General features: G+C 53.4%; 16 protein-coding genes. 8 read left to right on the top strand and 8 right to left on the bottom strand.

The window, feature by feature from the left end:
- Positions 1-34: 34 nt before the first annotated feature.
- The 3 genes from AACU19_RS11300 to AACU19_RS11290 form a co-directional block, all read right to left on the bottom strand.
- Positions 35-988 (bottom strand): GlxA family transcriptional regulator, encoded by a 954-nt coding sequence (locus tag AACU19_RS11300; RefSeq protein ID WP_001247700.1) that lies wholly within the window; start codon positions 986-988, stop codon positions 35-37.
- 19 nt (positions 989-1,007) lie between these two features.
- The gene (locus AACU19_RS11295; RefSeq protein WP_039021956.1) at positions 1,008-1,784 is read right to left on the bottom strand and encodes an MBL fold metallo-hydrolase; all 777 of its coding nucleotides are present in this window, start codon (positions 1,782-1,784) and stop codon (positions 1,008-1,010) included.
- Positions 1,785-1,898: 114 nt separating this feature from the next.
- On the bottom strand, positions 1,899-2,732 hold the full coding sequence (locus AACU19_RS11290) for a DNA-binding transcriptional regulator (protein ID WP_032183403.1): 834 nt from the start codon (positions 2,730-2,732) through the stop codon (positions 1,899-1,901).
- A 190-nt stretch (positions 2,733-2,922) separates the two neighbouring features.
- On the opposite strand from AACU19_RS11290, the gene AACU19_RS11285 reads away from it, so the two are divergent.
- The 8 genes from AACU19_RS11285 to AACU19_RS11250 all read left to right on the top strand — a co-directional run bounded on the left by AACU19_RS11285 (position 2,923) and on the right by AACU19_RS11250 (position 11,461).
- Positions 2,923-4,587 (top strand): bifunctional 3-(3-hydroxy-phenyl)propionate/3-hydroxycinnamic acid hydroxylase, encoded by a 1,665-nt coding sequence (locus tag AACU19_RS11285; protein WP_088541914.1) that lies wholly within the window; start codon positions 2,923-2,925, stop codon positions 4,585-4,587.
- A 1-nt stretch (position 4,588) separates the two neighbouring features.
- Entirely contained in the window at positions 4,589-5,533 is a 945-nt protein-coding gene (gene mhpB, locus AACU19_RS11280) for a 2,3-dihydroxyphenylpropionate/2,3-dihydroxicinnamic acid 1,2-dioxygenase (RefSeq protein ID WP_000543449.1), read from the top strand.
- Between the two features lie 17 nt (positions 5,534-5,550).
- Complete coding sequence (gene mhpC / locus AACU19_RS11275) at positions 5,551-6,417, top strand: 2-hydroxy-6-oxonona-2,4-dienedioate hydrolase (protein ID WP_000121898.1); 867 nt, start codon at positions 5,551-5,553, stop codon at positions 6,415-6,417.
- A 9-nt stretch (positions 6,418-6,426) separates the two neighbouring features.
- Positions 6,427-7,236, top strand: coding sequence for a 2-keto-4-pentenoate hydratase (gene mhpD, locus AACU19_RS11270; protein WP_105278250.1), 810 nt, complete (start codon positions 6,427-6,429; stop codon positions 7,234-7,236).
- Positions 7,233-8,183: an acetaldehyde dehydrogenase gene (gene mhpF / locus AACU19_RS11265; RefSeq protein ID WP_000044306.1), complete on the top strand. Its 951-nt coding sequence runs from the start codon at positions 7,233-7,235 to the stop codon at positions 8,181-8,183. The genes mhpD and mhpF overlap by 4 nt, the downstream gene beginning before the upstream one ends.
- Positions 8,180-9,199 carry a 4-hydroxy-2-oxovalerate aldolase gene (gene mhpE, locus AACU19_RS11260; RefSeq protein ID WP_105278249.1) on the top strand — a complete coding sequence of 340 codons (1,020 nt, stop codon included), beginning with the start codon at positions 8,180-8,182 and terminating at the stop codon, positions 9,197-9,199. Before mhpF ends, mhpE begins: the two co-directional genes overlap by 4 nt.
- A gap of 409 nt (positions 9,200-9,608) precedes the next feature.
- Positions 9,609-10,820, top strand: coding sequence for a 3-(3-hydroxy-phenyl)propionate transporter MhpT (mhpT, locus tag AACU19_RS11255; RefSeq protein ID WP_105278278.1), 1,212 nt, complete (start codon positions 9,609-9,611; stop codon positions 10,818-10,820).
- A 101-nt stretch (positions 10,821-10,921) separates the two neighbouring features.
- The gene (locus AACU19_RS11250; RefSeq protein ID WP_105278248.1) at positions 10,922-11,461 is read left to right on the top strand and encodes a DUF2058 domain-containing protein; all 540 of its coding nucleotides are present in this window, start codon (positions 10,922-10,924) and stop codon (positions 11,459-11,461) included.
- A 326-nt stretch (positions 11,462-11,787) separates the two neighbouring features.
- Here AACU19_RS11250 and fghA read toward each other — a convergent pair whose 3' ends face one another.
- The 5 genes from fghA to AACU19_RS11225 all read right to left on the bottom strand — a co-directional run bounded on the left by fghA (position 11,788) and on the right by AACU19_RS11225 (position 17,429).
- Complete coding sequence (fghA, locus tag AACU19_RS11245) at positions 11,788-12,621, bottom strand: S-formylglutathione hydrolase (protein WP_105278247.1); 834 nt, start codon at positions 12,619-12,621, stop codon at positions 11,788-11,790.
- 92 nt (positions 12,622-12,713) lie between these two features.
- Entirely contained in the window at positions 12,714-13,823 is a 1,110-nt protein-coding gene (gene frmA, locus AACU19_RS11240) for an S-(hydroxymethyl)glutathione dehydrogenase (RefSeq protein WP_000842102.1), read from the bottom strand.
- 34 nt (positions 13,824-13,857) lie between these two features.
- Positions 13,858-14,133 (bottom strand): formaldehyde-responsive transcriptional repressor FrmR, encoded by a 276-nt coding sequence (gene frmR / locus AACU19_RS11235; protein WP_001141271.1) that lies wholly within the window; start codon positions 14,131-14,133, stop codon positions 13,858-13,860.
- Between the two features lie 159 nt (positions 14,134-14,292).
- Complete coding sequence (gene fbpC / locus AACU19_RS11230) at positions 14,293-15,339, bottom strand: ferric ABC transporter ATP-binding protein (RefSeq protein WP_000078830.1); 1,047 nt, start codon at positions 15,337-15,339, stop codon at positions 14,293-14,295.
- Between the two features lie 11 nt (positions 15,340-15,350).
- Positions 15,351-17,429 carry an ABC transporter permease gene (locus AACU19_RS11225; RefSeq protein ID WP_105278246.1) on the bottom strand — a complete coding sequence of 693 codons (2,079 nt, stop codon included), beginning with the start codon at positions 17,427-17,429 and terminating at the stop codon, positions 15,351-15,353.
- Positions 17,430-17,494 lie beyond the last annotated feature (65 nt).

Genomic DNA, 17,494 nt, shown 5'->3' with positions numbered 1-17,494 from the left:
TCACCACCCTGAATTGACTTTCTTCCGGGCGCTATCATGCCATACCACGAAAGGTTTTGCGCCATTCTGCGGGGCTGACGCCGAAGTGAGATTTAAAATGCTGACGCCAGGTCACAGGTGAGAGAAAACCCACCTCAGCCGCTATCCGCTCAACGGGCAACTGACTGGATCCCAACAGTTCCTGGCTACGGCGTAAGCGTTCAGTGATGAGCCATTCGGCGATACTCGAACCGGTCGCTTTCATAAAATGACGGGTTAGTGTGCGGCGACTCATCATTACTCGCTGAGCCAGCGAGTCGAGATCATGCTGTTGCGCAATGTTTTGCCGCAGGTAATCCAGCAGGAGGTTAATGCGTTCATCATGGGTATTTTTCGGCACCGGTTGCTCTATAAACTGCGCCTGACCGCCGGTGCGATATGGCGGTACGACCATCCGTCGGGCAATATGGTTAGCATAGTCGCTGCCAAAATGTTGCCGAACAATATACAAACAGCAATCCAGCGCCGCGGCAGTACCGGCAGAGGTAATAATGCCATCATCGTCTACATACAACGCGTTAATATCCAGATGTGTTTGTGGAAAACGTGCCTGAAATTCACGCTCGAACTCCCAGTGCGTGGCAGCACGCTTATTGTTCAGTAAACCTGCATAGCCGAGCACAAACGTGCCCAGGCAAAGCCCGACAATCTGTGCCCCGTTATCTCGTGCGGTCGTTAAGGCTTCCAGCAGTTTTTGTGGCGGTTTTTGTGTAATTGTTCCCCAGTAAGGAATTATCACAATATCCGCCTGGATGACTGCCGTATAGTCATGGGTGGCGGTTACGGAAAACCCATCGGCAGAGTCCACATTTCCCGGCTTTTCAGCGCAGATAATTACATGAAAGCGTTTTTTCTCCGCCATTTTTTCGCTAAACACGATAAACGGTACGGAAAGGTGAAAAGGACTAAAACCGGCAACGGCGATAATGGCAACAGTTAGCGGGCGCATAACACTCTTTATCTCCGAATTAGAATGTCAACGTTTCACCATCTTCTGGTACGTTCACAAATTCGATAATTTGATTATCTCTGGCGTATTCCTTGAGCGCATCACGCGTCAGCAAACAGTGGTTTACGGCCTCCATATGTGTCGCGACAATTTGCGCTTCTGGCAGGGTAAAATGTGTTTTGAGAATATCTTCAGCTCCCATAATTATCGCGCCATGCCCCAGAACATGCGCAAATCCGGCATTCAACACCACCACTTCTGGTTGGAAAGTTAGCATTGTAGCCTCGACGTCATCACGCCAGAGGGTATCGCCAGCCAGATAGAGCGTTTTCTCTGTCGGGTGCTGGAAAACAACGCCGCAGGCTGCGCCTAAACGCTTCGCCATAGCCGGGTCTGCATAGGTGTGATCGGAGCCGTGCTGCCCTGTCGTTTTATGCAGAGTAATATCGCCAAATTTAGTCTCGTCGGCAAGTACGGTAAGATGCGTAAATCCTTGTTTATGCAGTGATTCAGCATCTTGCTCATTTTGCACATAAATCCGTTTATCTTTGGGGACGACGCGGGAGGCTGTTTCGTCCCAGTGATCTTCATGCAAATGGGTCACTATTAGGGCGTCAACGTTGAGTAACGTTGTTAAATCGCACGGTAATTCTACCGTTGGATTGCGGATTTCTGCGCGTGCCGTTCCGGCAAAACCCGGATAACTTCCTTTAGGCGCGAGTAACGGGTCAATAAGAAATGTTTTGCCAGCGTATTGGATAATTTGGGTGGCATTACGAATTTGAGTAATTTTCATGATTTGCTCCACATCACAGTATTGATGGCATTAGCGTAGCGTGCAGCCCGTACTGTGCATGTGGGCAAATGGGCGAATAACGATGAGAATGGGCCAAATTACACATTGGCGCAACTAGCGTAAATGCACGCCGCTTCGCCGTCCGGCCACCAGAATAGCCTGCGATTCAACCCCTTCTTCGATCTGTTTTGCTACCCGTTGTAGCGCCGGAAGATGCTTTTCCGCTGCCTGTTCGATGGTCATTGCGCTTGCCATATACACCAGATTCAGACAGCCAATCACCCGTTGTTCACTGCGTAGGGGCACGGCAATGGAGGCGATCTTCTCTTCCTGATCCCAGCCACGGTAGTTCTGTCCGTAACCCTCTTTGCGTGCGCGCGCCAGAATGGCTTCCAGCTTTAACGGTTCCCGTGCCAGTTGATAGTCATCACCGGGGCGGGCGGCTAACATTTCGATTAACTCCTTGCGTTCTTGTTCCGGGCAAAAGGCCAGCCAGGTCAGGCCCGAGGCGGTTTTCAGGAGCGGTAAACGCCGTCCGACCATTGCCCGGTGAAAAGATAAACGGCTGAAACGGTGGGTGGTTTCGCGTACCACCATTGCATCAACATCCAGCGTGGACACATCTGTCGGCCATACCACTTCGCGCAACAGATCGCCCAGCAGCGGGGCTGCCAGTGCAGAAATCCATTGTTCGTCACGAAATCCTTCGCTTAATTGCCGCACTTTGATGGTCAGACGAAAACTGTCATCGGAGGTACTGCGCCGGACATATCCCTCTTCCTGCAGCGTTTCCAGCAGTCGCCGCACAGTGGTGCGATGCAGGCCGCTGAGCTCCGCCAGCAGCCCGACGCTGGCACCGCCATCGAGTTTATTTAACATATTTAATAACATTAGACCGCGGGTTAAGCCGCGCACGGTTTTGTATTCCGTCTGCTCATCTTTCTGCATATTAATTGACATTTCTATAGTTAAAACAACGTTGTGCACTTGGTGCACACTCAGGCATGTTTTGATTGTAGCCGAAAACACCCTTCCTATACTGAGCGCACAATAAAAAATCATTTACATGTTTTTAACAAAATAAGTTGCGTTGAACTGTGCGCGCAACGGCATTTTTTCCGAGTCGTGAGGTACTGAAATGGCAATACAACACCCTGACATCCAGCCTGCTGTTAACCATTGCGTTCAGGTGGCGATCGCTGGTGCCGGTCCGGTCGGGCTGATGATGGCGAACTATCTCGGTCAGATGGGCATTGACGTGCTGGTGGTGGAGAAACTCGATAAGTTGATCGACTATCCACGCGCGATTGGAATTGATGACGAGGCGCTGCGCACCATGCAGTCGGTTGGCCTTGTCGATAATGTTCTGCCGCACACTACGCCGTGGCATGCGATGCGTTTTCTTACCCCAAAAGGCCGCTGTTTTGCTGATATTCAGCCAATGACCGATGAATTTGGCTGGCCGCGTCGTAACGCCTTTATTCAGCCGCAGGTCGATGCGGTGATGCTGGAAGGGTTGTCGCGGTTTCCGAATGTGCGCTGCCTGTTTTCCCGCGAGCTGGAGGCCTTCAGCCAGCAAGATGACGAAGTGACCTTGTATCTGAAAACGGCAGAAGGGCAGCGGGAAACGGTCAAAGCCCAGTGGCTGGTAGCCTGTGACGGTGGAGCAAGTTTTGTCCGGCGCACCCTGAATGTGCCGTTTGAAGGTAAAACCGCACCAAATCAGTGGATTGTGGTGGATATCGCCAACGATCCGTTAAGTACGCCGCATATCTATTTGTGTTGCGATCCGGTGCGCCCGTATGTTTCTGCAGCTCTGCCTCATGCGGTACGTCGCTTTGAATTTATGGTGATGCCGGGCGAAACCGAAGAACAGCTCCGCGAGCCGCAAAATATGCGCAAACTGTTAAGCAAAGTGCTGCCTAATCCGGACAACGTCGAATTGATTCGTCAGCGTGTCTACACCCACAACGCGCGACTGGCACAACGTTTTCGTATTGACCGCGTACTGCTGGCGGGCGATGCCGCACATATCATGCCGGTGTGGCAGGGGCAGGGCTATAACAGTGGTATGCGCGACGCCTTTAACCTCGCCTGGAAACTGGCGTTGGTTATCCAGGGGAAAGCTCGCGATGCGCTGCTCGATACCTATCAACAAGAACGTCGCGATCACGCCAAAGCGATGATTGATCTGTCGGTGACGGCGGGCAACGTACTGGCTCCGCCGAAACGCTGGCAGGGTACGTTACGTGACGGTGTTTCCTGGCTGCTGAATTATCTGCCGCCAGTAAAACGCTACTTTCTCGAAATGCGCTTCAAGCCGATGCCGCAATATTACGCCGGTGCGCTGGTGCGTGAAGGCGAAGCGAAACACTCTCCGGTCGGCAAGATGTTTATTCAGCCGAAAGTTACGCTGGAAAACGGCGACGTGACGTTGCTCGATAACGCGATCGGCGCGAACTTCGCGGTAATTGGCTGGGGATGCAATCCACTGTGGGGGATGAGCGATGAGCAAATCCAGCAATGGCGCGCGCTGGGTACTCGCTTCATTCAGGTGGTGCCGGATGTGCAAATTCATACCGCGCAGGATAACCACGACGGCGTGCTGCGCGTGGGCGATACGCAAGGTCGCCTGCGTAGCTGGTTCGCACAACATAATGCTTCGCTAGTGGTGATGCGCCCGGATCGCTTTGTTGCCGCCATCGCCATTCCGCAAACTCTGGGTAATACGCTGAATAAACTGGCGTCCGTGATGACACTCAACCGCCCTGATGTCGACGTTTCTGTCGAAAAGGTAGCCTGATATGCACGCTTATCTTCACTGTCTTTCCCACTCGCCGCTGGTAGGGTATGTCGACCCGGCGCAAGAGATACTCGATGAGGTCAATGGCGTGATTGCCAGTGCCCGCGAGCGTATTGCGGCTTTCTCCCCTGAACTGGTGGTGCTGTTTGCGCCAGATCATTACAACGGTTTTTTCTATGACGTGATGCCACCCTTCTGTTTAGGCGTTGGGGCGACGGCAATTGGCGATTTCGGCAGTGCGGCAGGAGAGCTTCCTGTGCCTGTGGAGTTGGCGGAGGCTTGTGCGCATGCCGTCATGAAGAGCGGGATTGATCTTGCCGTTTCTTACTGTATGCAGGTGGATCATGGGTTCGCCCAGCCGCTGGAGTTCTTGCTCGGTGGGCTGGATAAGGTGCCGGTCCTGCCTGTATTCATCAACGGTGTCGCCACGCCGCTACCTGGTTTTCAGCGTACCCGCATGTTGGGTGAAGCCATTGGACGTTTCACCAGCACGCTGAATAAGCGCGTGCTGTTCCTGGGTTCCGGTGGGCTTTCCCATCAGCCGCCGGTGCCAGAACTGGCGAAAGCGGATGCCCATATGCGCGATCGTCTGTTGGGTAGCGGGAAAGATTTGCCCGCCAATGAGCGCGAAATGCGCCAGCAACGGGTGATTAGCGCCGCTGAGAGGTTTGTTGAGGATCAGAGAACTCTGCATCCGCTCAACCCGATTTGGGATAACCAGTTCATGTCTTTGCTGGAGCAGGGACGCATACAGGAACTGGATGCCGTCAGTAACGAAGAGCTTTCCGCCATTGCAGGAAAGTCGACACATGAAATCAAAACCTGGGTCGCTGCTTTTGCCGCTATTTCTGCGTTTGGCAACTGGCGTAGCGAAGGGCGTTATTACCGCCCGATCCCGGAGTGGATTGCCGGATTTGGCTCGTTAAGCGCCAGAACAGAGAACTGAATATGCAGGAGAAGATGATGAGTTATCAGCCACAAACCGAAGCCGCCACCAGCCGTTTTCTGAATGTAGAAGAAGCGGGTAAAACGCTGCGCATCCATTTTAATGACTGCGGTCAAGGCGACGAAACCGTTGTCCTGCTGCACGGCTCCGGCCCGGGGGCTACGGGCTGGGCGAACTTCAGCCGCAATATCGATCCGCTGGTAGAAGCTGGTTATCGGGTGATCCTGCTGGATTGTCCTGGTTGGGGTAAGAGCGATTCGATCGTTAACAGTGGTTCGCGATCGGATCTCAATGCGCGCATCCTGAAAAGCGTGGTGGATCAACTGGATATCGCCAAAATCCACCTGCTGGGCAACTCGATGGGCGGCCACAGTTCTGTGGCGTTCACCCTTAACTGGCCGGAGCGCGTCGGCAAACTGGTGCTGATGGGCGGCGGTACAGGTGGCATGAGTTTGTTTACGCCGATGCCAACTGAAGGCATTAAGCGACTGAATCAGCTTTATCGCCAGCCGACTATCGAAAATCTGAAGCTGATGATGGATATCTTCGTTTTCGATACCAGCGATTTGACCGACGCCCTGTTTGAAGCGCGCCTGAATAATATGCTGTCGCGCCGCGATCACCTGGAAAACTTCGTTAAGAGCCTGGAAGCCAATCCGAAACAGTTCCCGGATTTTGGTCCACGTCTGGCGGAAATCAAAGCGCAAACTCTTATTGTCTGGGGGCGTAACGACCGTTTTGTGCCGATGGATGCAGGGCTGCGTCTGCTTTCTGGCATCGCCGGTTCTGAGCTGCATATCTTCCGCGACTGTGGTCACTGGGCGCAGTGGGAACATGCCGACGCTTTCAATCAACTGGTGCTGAATTTCCTCGCACGTCCTTAAGGAACGGTCATGACGAAGCATACTCTTGAGCAACTGGCGGCGGATTTACGCCGCGCCGCAGAACAGGGCGAAGCGATTGCGCCGCTACGCGATCTGATTGGTATTGATAACGCTGAAGCGGCCTACAGCATTCAGCACATAAATGTGCAATATGACGTTGCGCAGGGGCGTCGCGTGGTGGGGCGTAAAGTGGGCCTGACACATCCGAAAGTGCAGCAACAACTGGGGGTTGATCAACCGGATTTCGGAACATTATTTGCCGACATGTGTTATGGCGATAACGAAACCATTCCTTTTTCCCGTGTTCTGCAACCTCGTATTGAAGCAGAGATCGCACTGGTGCTAAACCGCGATTTACCCGCAACGGATATTACCTTCGACGAACTGTATAACGCCATTGAATGGGTGCTTCCGGCGCTGGAAGTGGTGGGCAGCCGTATTCGCGACTGGTCGATTCAGTTTGTCGATACCGTGGCAGATAACGCCTCCTGTGGGGTATATGTCATCGGTGGTCCGGCGCAACGTCCGGCAGGGTTAGATCTGAAAAACTGCACTATGACGATGACGCGTAATAACGAAGAGGTTTCCAGCGGGCGCGGCAGCGAATGTCTGGGGCATCCACTTAATGCCGCCGTCTGGCTGGCACGCAAAATGGCCAGCCTGGGTGAACCGCTGCGCGCCGGAGATATCATTCTTACCGGGGCATTAGGTCCGATGGTGGCGGTAAATGCGGGCGATCGTTTTGAAGCCCATATCGAAGGCATAGGTTCAGTTGCTGCGACATTTTCAAACGCAGCCCTAAAAGGAAGTCTGTCATGAGTAAGCGTAAAGTCGCCATTATCGGTTCTGGCAACATTGGCACCGACCTGATGATTAAAATTTTGCGTCACGGTCAGCATCTGGAGATGGCGGTAATGGTCGGCATTGATCCTCAGTCCGACGGTCTGGCGCGTGCCAGACGTATGGGCGTCGCTACCACCCATGAAGGGGTGATTGGGCTGATGAACATGCCTGAATTTGCTGATATCGATATAGTGTTTGATGCGACCAGCGCGGGCGCACATGTGAAAAACGATGCCGCTTTGCGCGAAGCGAAACCGGATATTCGCTTAATCGACCTGACGCCAGCTGCCATCGGCCCTTACTGCGTGCCGGTCGTTAATCTCGACGCAAACGTCGATCAATTGAACGTCAACATGGTCACCTGCGGCGGCCAGGCCACCATTCCGATGGTAGCGGCGGTTTCACGCGTGGCGCGTGTTCATTACGCCGAAATCATCGCTTCTATCGCCAGTAAATCTGCTGGCCCTGGCACGCGTGCCAATATCGATGAATTTACGGAGACCACCTCGCGAGCCATTGAAGTCGTAGGCGGCGCGGCAAAAGGGAAGGCGATTATTGTGCTTAATCCGGCAGAGCCGCCGTTGATGATGCGCGACACGGTGTATGTATTGAGCGATGAAGCTTCACAAGATGATATCGAAGCCTCAATCAATGAAATGGCTGAGGCGGTGCAGGCTTACGTACCGGGATATCGCCTGAAACAGCGCGTGCAGTTTGAAGTTATCCCGCAGGATAAACCGGTTAATTTACCGGGCATTGGTCAGTTCTCTGGGCTGAAAACGGCGGTCTGGCTGGAGGTCGAAGGCGCAGCGCATTATCTGCCTGCCTACGCAGGCAACCTCGACATTATGACTTCCAGTGCGCTGGCGACAGCAGAAAAAATGGCCCAGTCACTGGCGCGCAAGGCAGGAGAAGCGGCATGAACGGTAAAAAACTTTATATCTCGGACGTCACGTTGCGTGACGGTATGCACGCCATTCGTCATCAGTATTCACTTGAAAATGTCCGCCAGATTGCCAAAGCACTGGACGATGCCCGCGTGGATTCGATTGAAGTGGCCCACGGCGACGGTTTGCAGGGTTCCAGCTTTAACTATGGTTTCGGCGCACATAGCGACCTTGAATGGATTGAAGCGGCGGCGGATGTGGTGAAGCACGCCAAAATCGCGACGTTGTTGCTGCCAGGAATCGGCACTATTCACGATTTGAAAAATGCCTGGCAGGCTGGCGCGCGGGTGGTTCGTGTGGCTACGCACTGCACCGAAGCTGATGTTTCCGCTCAGCATATTCAGTATGCCCGCGAACTCGGAATGGATACCGTTGGCTTTCTGATGATGAGCCACATGACCACGCCGGAGAATCTCGCAAAGCAGGCAAAGCTGATGGAAGGCTACGGTGCGACCTGTATTTATGTGGTGGATTCTGGCGGTGCGATGAACATGAGCGATATCCGCGACCGTTTCCGCGCCCTGAAAGCGGTGCTGAAACCGGAAACGCAAACTGGCATGCATGCTCACCATAACCTGAGTCTTGGTGTGGCGAACTCTATCGCGGCGGTGGAAGAGGGCTGTGACCGCATCGACGCTAGCCTCGCGGGGATGGGCGCGGGTGCAGGTAACGCACCGCTGGAAGTGTTTATTGCCGCCGCGGATAAAATGGGCTGGCAGCATGGGACCGATCTCTATGCGTTAATGGATGCCGCTGACGACCTGGTGCGTCCGTTGCAGGATCGTCCGGTACGTGTCGACCGCGAAACGCTGGCGCTGGGATACGCTGGTGTTTACTCAAGCTTTTTGCGTCACTGTGAAACGGCGGCGGCGCGTTATGGTTTAAGCGCGGTGGATATTCTCGTTGAGCTGGGTAAACGCCGGATGGTTGGCGGCCAGGAGGATATGATCGTCGACGTGGCGCTGGATCTGCGCAACAACAAATCATGTTGACTGTTGACAACGTACATTTTGTATACCCATCCCAGGCATGATAAGACGCGTCAGCGTCGCATCAGGCAATGGCGCACGACTGCCGGATGCGGCGTAAACGCCTTATCCGGCCTACGGATGGCGCGGGAATTTGTAGGCATGATAAGACGCGTCAGCGTCGCATCAGGCATCTGTGCACGACTGCCGGATGCGGCGTAAACGTCTTATCCGGCCTACGGATGGCGCGGGAATTTGTAGGCATGATAAGACGCGTCAGCGTCGAATCAGGCAATGGCGCACGACAGCCGGATGCGGCATAAACGCCTTATCCGGCCTACTTTCGTCCGTAGGCAGTCATTAAATGGTTTTGATTACGCGGCTGGCAATGTATCAGCCGCGATTCACCTGCATTCGCAACGAGGTTCATCTTATGTCGACTCGTACCCCTTCATCATCTTCATCCCGCCTGATGCTGACCGTCGGGCTTTGTTTTTTGGTCGCTCTGATGGAAGGACTGGATCTTCAGGCGGCTGGCATTGCGGCGGGTGGCATCGCCCAGGCTTTTGCACTCGATAAAATGCAAATGGGCTGGATATTCAGTGCCGGAATACTCGGTTTGCTACCCGGCGCGCTGGTTGGCGGAATGCTGGCGGACCGTTATGGTCGTAAACGCATTTTGATTGGTTCAGTTGCGCTGTTTGGTTTGTTCTCGCTGGCAACGGCTATTGCCTGGGATTTCCCCTCACTGGTCTTTGCGCGGCTGATGACCGGTGTCGGGCTGGGGGCGGCGTTGCCGAATCTTATCGCCCTGACGTCTGAAGCGGCGGGGCCACGTTTTCGTGGAACGGCGGTGAGCCTGATGTATTGCGGGGTTCCCATTGGCGCGGCGCTGGCGGCGACACTGGGTTTTGCAGGGGCAAACTTAGCCTGGCAAACGGTGTTTTGGGTAGGTGGTGTGGTGCCGTTGATTCTGGTGCCACTGTTAATGCGCTGGCTGCCGGAGTCGGCGGTGTTCGCTGGCGAAAAACAGGCCGCGCCTCCACTGCGTGCGTTATTTGCGCCAGAAACGGCAACCGCAACGCTGCTGCTGTGGTTGTGTTATTTCTTCACTTTGCTGGTGGTCTACATGTTGATCAACTGGCTACCGCTGCTTTTGGTGGAACAAGGATTCCAGCCATCGCAGGCGGCAGGGGTGATGTTTGCACTGCAAATGGGAGCGGCGAGCGGAACATTAATTTTGGGCGCGTTGATGGATAAACTGCGACCCATGGCCATGTCGCTACTGATTTATAGCGGCATGTTAGCTTCGCTGCTAGCGCTGGGAACGGTGTCATCATTTAACGGTATGTTGCTGGCGGGATTTGTCGCAGGGTTGTTTGCAACAGGTGGGCAAAGCGTTTTGTATGCATTGGCTCCGTTGTTTTACAGTTCGCAGATCCGCGCAACCGGCGTGGGAACCGCCGTGGCGGTTGGGCGTCTGGGGGCCATGAGCGGCCCGTTGCTGGCAGGGAAAATGCTGGCATTAGGCACTGGCACGGTTGGCGTAATGGCCGCATCTGCGCCGGGTATTCTTGTTGCTGGATTAGCGGTGTTTATTTTGATGAGTCGAAAATCACGAATGCAGCCGTGCGCCGATGCCTGACGCGCCTTATTAGGTAGGGGCGAAAGGGACTTGCCCCCAATACACCTACGGCGTTTACAGGTATACTCGCTAAAAATTATTCAGCGGGTTTGGAAACAAAGATGGCAAAACTTACCTTACAAGAGCAGTTGCTCAAAGCAGGATTAGTCACCAGCAAAAAAGCGGCGAAGGTCGAGAGAACGGCGAAAAAATCGCGCGTTCAGGCGCGTGAAGCTCGGGCGGCGGTAGAAGAAAATAAAAAGGCACAGCTTGAGCGTGATAAACAGCTTAGCGAGCAGCAAAAACAAGCGGCGTTGGCGAAAGAATATAAAGCCCAGGTGAAGCAGCTCATTGAAATGAACCGGATCACCATTGCTAATGGCGATATTGGTTTTAACTTCACTGACGGTAATCTGATTAAGAAAATCTTTGTCGATAAGCTCACGCAAGCGCAGTTGATTAATGGTCGTCTGGCGATTGCACGTTTGCAGATCGATAACAATAGCGAAGGTGAATACGCCATTATTCCCGCCAGCGTTGCCGATAAAATTGCTCAGCGTGATGCCAGCAGTGTTGTGTTGCACAGCGCGCTTAGCGCCGAAGAGCAGGATGAAGACGATCCGTATGCCGACTTCAAAGTGCCTGATGATTTGATGTGGTAAACATAGATAAGTCGTGCGCAGATGCCTGATGCGATGCTTTGCGCGTCTTATCATGCCTACGGCTCATGGGCGAAATGTAGGCCGGATAAGGCGTTCACGCCGCATCCGGCAGTTGTGCGCAGATGCCTGATGCGACGCTGACGCGTCTTATCATACCTACGGCTCATGGGCGAAATGTAGGCCGGATAAGGCGTTCACGCCGCATCCGGCAGTTGTGCGCAGATGCCTGATGCGACGCTATGCGCGTCTTATCATGCCTACGGTTTATGGGCGAAATGTAGGCGGATAAGGCGTTCACGCCGCATCCGGCTGGCGTGCGCGGATGCTCAACGCATATTCAGTTTATTGGCGTGGTAGGCAATATGCTCGCCAATAAAACTGGAGACAAAATAATAGCTGTGATCATAACCCTCGTGATAACGGATTAACGTTTTGATATTCATCTCCTGGCAGATCTTTTCAAGATTTGGAGTCCGCAGCTGTTCTGCGTAAAAATCATCACTCAATCCCTGATCAACCATGATTTCCGCAACGCGTTGACCTTGTGAAATAAGGCTCACCGGATCGTAATCCAACCAGGCATCTTTATTTTCACCAAGATATGCGGCAAAGGCTTGCTGTCCCCACGGTACTTGCGATGGGGAGACAATGGGCGAAAACGCCGAGACGCTGACATATTCATCTGGGTTACGTAACGCCAGCACCAGCGCGCCCAGCCCGCCCATTGAATGACCCGCGATTGACTTTCTTTCCGTTGCCGGAAAATGTTGCATCACTAAATCCGGCAGCTCGTTGTGGATATAATCATACATTTTGTAATGTTCATTCCACGGCGCTTGCGTTGCGTTCAGGTAAAACCCGGCACCTTGTCCGAGATCGTAACGGTCGGCATCTGCGACATGACTGCCTCGCGGACTGGTGTCTGGCGCAACAACAATAATGTTGTGCTCAGCCGCGTAACGTTGCATCCCCGATTTAGTAATGAAATTCTGCTCGTTACAGGTCAGGCCCGAAAGCCAGTACAGTACCGGCAATTTTTCATTCCCGGCTTTTGGCGGGAGATAGACACCGACATTCATTTCACATTTCAGTGATTGGGAATAATGCCGATACACATTTTGCCAGCCGCCAAAGCTGGCATGTTTTTCAATGAGTTCCATCAGTCATTATCTCATGGTTAATCCCCGGACGGCTGCCCGGGGACGGTATTGAGAACCCCGTCTGAACTGGACGGGGCGAAATCAGCGGGAAATCAGTAACGAATTACGGTTCGAATGGATTTGCCTTCATGCATCAGATCAAAGGCGTCATTAATTTCATCCAGGCTCATGGTATGCGTTACAAACGGTTCCAGGTCGATATCACCTTTCATCGCATCTTCAACCATACCCGGTAACTGAGAACGACCTTTCACGCCACCAAACGCAGAACCTTTCCATACACGTCCGGTGACCAACTGGAATGGACGCGTTGAAATTTCCTGACCGGAACCTGCTACCCCGATGATCACCGACTGACCCCAGCCACGGTGAGCACTTTCCAGCGCCGCACGCATCACGTTGACGTTGCCGATGCACTCAAAGGTATGGTCGATACCCCATTTGTTGATATCCAGCAGGACATCTTTAATCGGTTTGTCGTAGTCATTCGGGTTAATGCAGTCGGTGGCACCGAAGCGACGCGCCAGATCGAATTTCTTCGGGTTAGTGTCGATAGCGATAATCCGTCCCGCCTTCGCCTGACGTGCGCCCTGAACCACTGCCAGACCAATCGCGCCAAGACCAAACACAGCAACAGAATCACCTGGCTGGACTTTAGCGGTGTTATGCACCGCGCCAATGCCAGTGGTCACGCCACAGCCCAACAGGCAGACGTGTTCATGGTTTGCTTCTGGATTAATTTTTGCCAGAGACACTTCCGCGACCACGGTGTATTCACTGAATGTAGAGCATCCCATGTAGTGATAAAGCGGCTGCCCGTTGTAAGAAAAACGGGTGGTGCCGTCTGGCATCAGGCCTTTGCCCTGAGTCTCGCGAACTGCGACACAGAGGTTAGTTTTGCCGGAACGACAGAACTCACACTCGCCGCACTCTGCGGTGTAAAGCGGGATCACATGGTCGCCAGGTTTGACGCTGGTTACACCTTCACCGACTTCAACTACAACACCAGCCCCTTCGTGACCGAGAACAACCGGGAATACACCTTCCGGGTCATCGCCGGAGAGGGTAAATGCGTCGGTATGGCAAACGCCGGTATGGGTGACTTTAATCAGCACTTCACCTTTTTTCGGTGGTGCAACGTCAATTTCAACGATTTCCAGCGGTTTACCGGGAGCAAATGCAACGGCAGCACGTGATTTCATCTCTCGCTCTTCCTCAATATGGTAATAGATTCAGCTATTTAAGATAGGCACGAACCAGTTCAATAGTGTCGTCAACGGATTGGCTGACTTCGCGGCTGTAGCAGTCATTTCGGTCAAACGTTTCCCGGATATGGCTTTCAAGCACTTCTGCCATCAGCCCGTTAGCCGCGCCCCGAACGGCAGCGATCTGTTGGAGTATGGCACGGCATTCGGCATCACCCTCCAGCGACCGTTCCAGAGCATCAATTTGCCCCCGAATACGACGAACTCGAGTAAGGACCTTTTTCTTCTCTTCCGGAGTACTGGGCATTTCGCACCTCATCATCTGCACGCAATATACTATAGGGGGGTATGCTATATGTCAATGCATACCCCCCTATAGTATATAACGCCGGAGAATAATTGTTGTCCGACGTCTAAACAGGTGAACGGTCCCTCAAGACAGGTTGGGACCGTTTATGTGCTATTTTTATGCCGCATCCGCTAAAACAAACATCCCGTAAGGATGGATTTCGAGGTAATAGTGCTCACCAATATCGGGCTGTAAACGGGTGGCGTTGACTTGCAATAAAATCTCCTGACCATGCCATTCTACGGTCACTTCGTACTGCGGCCCCATGTAGGCGACATGGCGAATAACACAACGCTGACTCTCTTCGCCGTGATTGCTTAAGGTGATGGCTTCCGGGCGAACGCCGACGGTGCCGCTACCTTGCGCCGGGAAATGCGCCGCGCGCGGCAGGCGATAACCGTAGATATCGACATACTCTTCGCTAAAGTTCGCCGGGAACAGGTTGGCGTCGCCCATAAAACTTGCCATAAAGCGGGAGGCGGGCTGACGATAGAGATCCTGCGGTGAACCAATCTGCATGATGTGACCTTTATTCATCACCAACACGGTGTCGGACACCGCGAAAGCTTCACTTTGATCGTGAGTCACATAGAGCGAAGTGATGTTAAATTGCTTTTGCAGCTCGCGGATTTTATCGCGCATGCTGCGACGCAGGTTGGCATCGAGGTTACTTAACGGCTCATCAAACAGCAGCACTTTAGGCTTAAGGATCAACGCACGGGCCAGAGCCACACGCTGTTGCTGACCACCGGAAATCTGGTCGACATAGCGGTCTTCGAATCCTTCCAGATCCACCATTGCTAGCGCATCTTTCACCCGCTGCTTCACTTCACTACGCGACACGCCAAGCATTTTCAACCCATAGCCAACGTTTTCGCCCAGCGACATATGTGGGAACAGAGCGTATGACTGAAACACCATGCAGATATCGCGTTGCTGAATGGAACGATGCGTGACATCTTCGCCATCTATAAAAATTTGCCCTTCGCTCGGTTTTTCCAGCCCGGCAACCAGACGCAGAATGGTGGTTTTGCCGCATCCGGAAGGACCGAGCAGCGTCACCATTTGCCCTTGTGGGATGGTGAGATTGATATTGTCGATAACCGTATTACTGCCGAATCGTTTAGTGACGTTGCGCAGTTCCACAAAATTTTTCTGACTCATAGTGCGCTCCATTACGCCTGGTTTTTGGCTTTAGAACGGGAAATACGTGCTTCACCGATCAGCCAGTCAAAGAGGAAAATAATCGCCAGCATCACCACGATCAGAATCGAACCGTAGGCGATGGCTACGCCATATTCGCCGTCTTCTACGCGGTTAAGGATGTAGGCGGTTGCCACGCGTGTGTCCGGCGTGACGAGAAAGACGATGGCGCTGACTGTCGTGATAGCCCGCACAAAACTGTAAATCAGGGCCGAGAGAATGGCTGGGCGTAACAGCGGCAGTAAAATGTGGGTTATGGTTCGCAGTGAACCCGCGCGCAGGCTGAGTGAGGCTTCATCCAGCGATTTGTCGATCTGCCCCAGACCTGCAATCCCGGCGCGAATACCCACCGGAACGTTACGCATCACCATCGAGATAATCACTATTGCCGCCGTTCCGGTGAGATAGACTGGGGCGCTATTAAAGGCAAGAATATACGAGACACCCGCCACTGTACCCGGTACGGCAAAGCACAACATGGTGGTGAACTCGATGGTCTTTTTGCCTTTGAATTGTTGACGCACCACCACCCAGGCGATGAGCAGACCAAAGATAGCGGTAATGGGGGCGGCAATCCCGGCGTAGAGCAGGGTATCCAACAGTGAAGGCCACGCGCCGTCGCTCATCCCCTGACCAAATAACTTGATAAAGTTATCCAGCGTCAGGGTGTAGTCAACGCCCCAGTTCACAGTGAAGCTGCCGTAGAAAATGCTGCCATAGAGCAGGGCGTTAAAGGCAATCCATACCGCAAGTATGGCGACCACGCTCCACACCAGGGTGACCGGTAGCGGCTGGACGTCGCCACGGTAGGATTTGCCGGAAACCGTGACGTAAGAGCGTTTACCAATCCACATATACTGGACGCAGAACACCAGCAGCGAGAACAGCAGCAGGAAAGCGCCAAGCGTGCTGGCGGCCTGATAATCCAGCTGCGAGCCGGTAATGTAGAAGTAAATTTGCGTCGCCAGTACGTCGAAGTTGCCGCCAAGCACCAGCGGGTTACTGAAGTCAGCCAGTGACTGTACCACGACGATTAAAAAGGCATTGGCAAGCGCGGGCTTTAACAACGGCACAAACACACCGTTAAAGGTTTGCCAGCGGCTGGCGCGCAGGGTGTAGGAGGCTTCTTCCAGCGAGGGATGAATGGTTTTAATGGCCCCATCGAGGATCATAAAAGCCATTGGCGTAAATGCCAGGACCTGTGCCAGCCAGATCCCGGTAAAACCATACAGCCAGTTGGTGTTGGTCAGCCCAAACCACTCCACCATAAATTCCGTTATGTAGCCGGAGCGCCCCATCATGAGCGTAACGCCTAAGCCGACCACAAACGGTGGCGTGACAATTGGCAGAATGGAAAAGATGCGGCCGATTACGGCGCTGCGTTTAGCGATGCGCGTGGTATATATCGCCAGCACCAGACCGAAGAAAGTACAGCCAATACCCACCGCTATCGATAAGACGATGGAGTTGACGATTACCTGAACAATATGTGCCTGCGAGAGCACATTCATAAACGCCAGTGGGGCGAACTCTCCCGCGTCGTTGGTGAACATCGGGATAAAAATGGCGATGCTCGGCCAGACGATAAAAATGCCAATCAGCGCCACAATCGCAATCAGCGAGCCGATCACAAAGCGGTCGCCACCCAGCCATTCGAGGCGGGTTAAGGCCAGCGTCATTATCGCGCTTAATTCGATAAACAGCACGATGGCGGCGTAGCCTAGACCGCGGCCAACGATGGTGGCACTGATGACCATAAACGCTAAACAAAGCAATGCCCAGCCGGCATCAAAATAATGACGGCTGCGCTGCTCGCGTTTGGCCTCATTAAACGGGCGAACCAGCAGCAAACTCGGGAGTAAATACCACAGCCAGCTGATATTAAAATGCGACCAGCTGTACGCCTCGAGGATCTCATCACTCGTGGACTCCAGCAGACCATAATCGAGGCTCCAGCTCGGCAACAGGATAAATGCCAGCCAGCCCAGCAAAACCCAAAGGAAAATCGCATCCCGCTTTTTCGCGGGATGGAGTGCAAGTGTCTGTGACATAGCAGTTCCGGTATGGTTGGCCGGGGCAGGCGTCTGTGCTGCACCCGGCAAGTGCACGCAATGCG

Origin of the sequence: Escherichia sp. MOD1-EC4550, assembly GCF_963876935.1 — a bacterium.
Classification (GTDB): domain Bacteria; phylum Pseudomonadota; class Gammaproteobacteria; order Enterobacterales; family Enterobacteriaceae; genus Escherichia; species Escherichia coli_F.
The sequence above is the reverse complement of the archived record's forward strand: the minus strand, read 5'-3'. Positions and strand labels throughout refer to the sequence as shown.

Bases quoted from the DNA above. Each gene is read 5' to 3' on its own strand.
- AACU19_RS11300 (WP_001247700.1), bottom strand. From the start codon at position 988: ATGCGCCCGCTAACTGTTGCCATTATCGCCGTTGCCGGTTTTAGTCCT.
- frmA (WP_000842102.1), bottom strand. From the start codon at position 13,823: ATGAAATCACGTGCTGCCGTTGCATTTGCTCCCGGTAAACCGCTGGAA.
- mhpF (WP_000044306.1), top strand. From the start codon at position 7,233: ATGAGTAAGCGTAAAGTCGCCATTATCGGTTCTGGCAACATTGGCACC.
- AACU19_RS11285 (WP_088541914.1), top strand. From the start codon at position 2,923: ATGGCAATACAACACCCTGACATCCAGCCTGCTGTTAACCATTGCGTT.
- mhpT (WP_105278278.1), top strand. From the start codon at position 9,609: ATGTCGACTCGTACCCCTTCATCATCTTCATCCCGCCTGATGCTGACC.
- fghA (WP_105278247.1), bottom strand. From the start codon at position 12,621: ATGGAACTCATTGAAAAACATGCCAGCTTTGGCGGCTGGCAAAATGTG.
- mhpC (WP_000121898.1), top strand. From the start codon at position 5,551: ATGAGTTATCAGCCACAAACCGAAGCCGCCACCAGCCGTTTTCTGAAT.
- frmR (WP_001141271.1), bottom strand. From the start codon at position 14,133: ATGCCCAGTACTCCGGAAGAGAAGAAAAAGGTCCTTACTCGAGTTCGT.
- fbpC (WP_000078830.1), bottom strand. From the start codon at position 15,339: ATGAGTCAGAAAAATTTTGTGGAACTGCGCAACGTCACTAAACGATTC.
- AACU19_RS11250 (WP_105278248.1), top strand. From the start codon at position 10,922: ATGGCAAAACTTACCTTACAAGAGCAGTTGCTCAAAGCAGGATTAGTC.
- AACU19_RS11295 (WP_039021956.1), bottom strand. From the start codon at position 1,784: ATGAAAATTACTCAAATTCGTAATGCCACCCAAATTATCCAATACGCT.
- AACU19_RS11225 (WP_105278246.1), bottom strand. From the start codon at position 17,429: ATGTCACAGACACTTGCACTCCATCCCGCGAAAAAGCGGGATGCGATT.
- mhpE (WP_105278249.1), top strand. From the start codon at position 8,180: ATGAACGGTAAAAAACTTTATATCTCGGACGTCACGTTGCGTGACGGT.
- AACU19_RS11290 (WP_032183403.1), bottom strand. From the start codon at position 2,732: ATGCAGAAAGATGAGCAGACGGAATACAAAACCGTGCGCGGCTTAACC.
- mhpD (WP_105278250.1), top strand. From the start codon at position 6,427: ATGACGAAGCATACTCTTGAGCAACTGGCGGCGGATTTACGCCGCGCC.
- mhpB (WP_000543449.1), top strand. From the start codon at position 4,589: ATGCACGCTTATCTTCACTGTCTTTCCCACTCGCCGCTGGTAGGGTAT.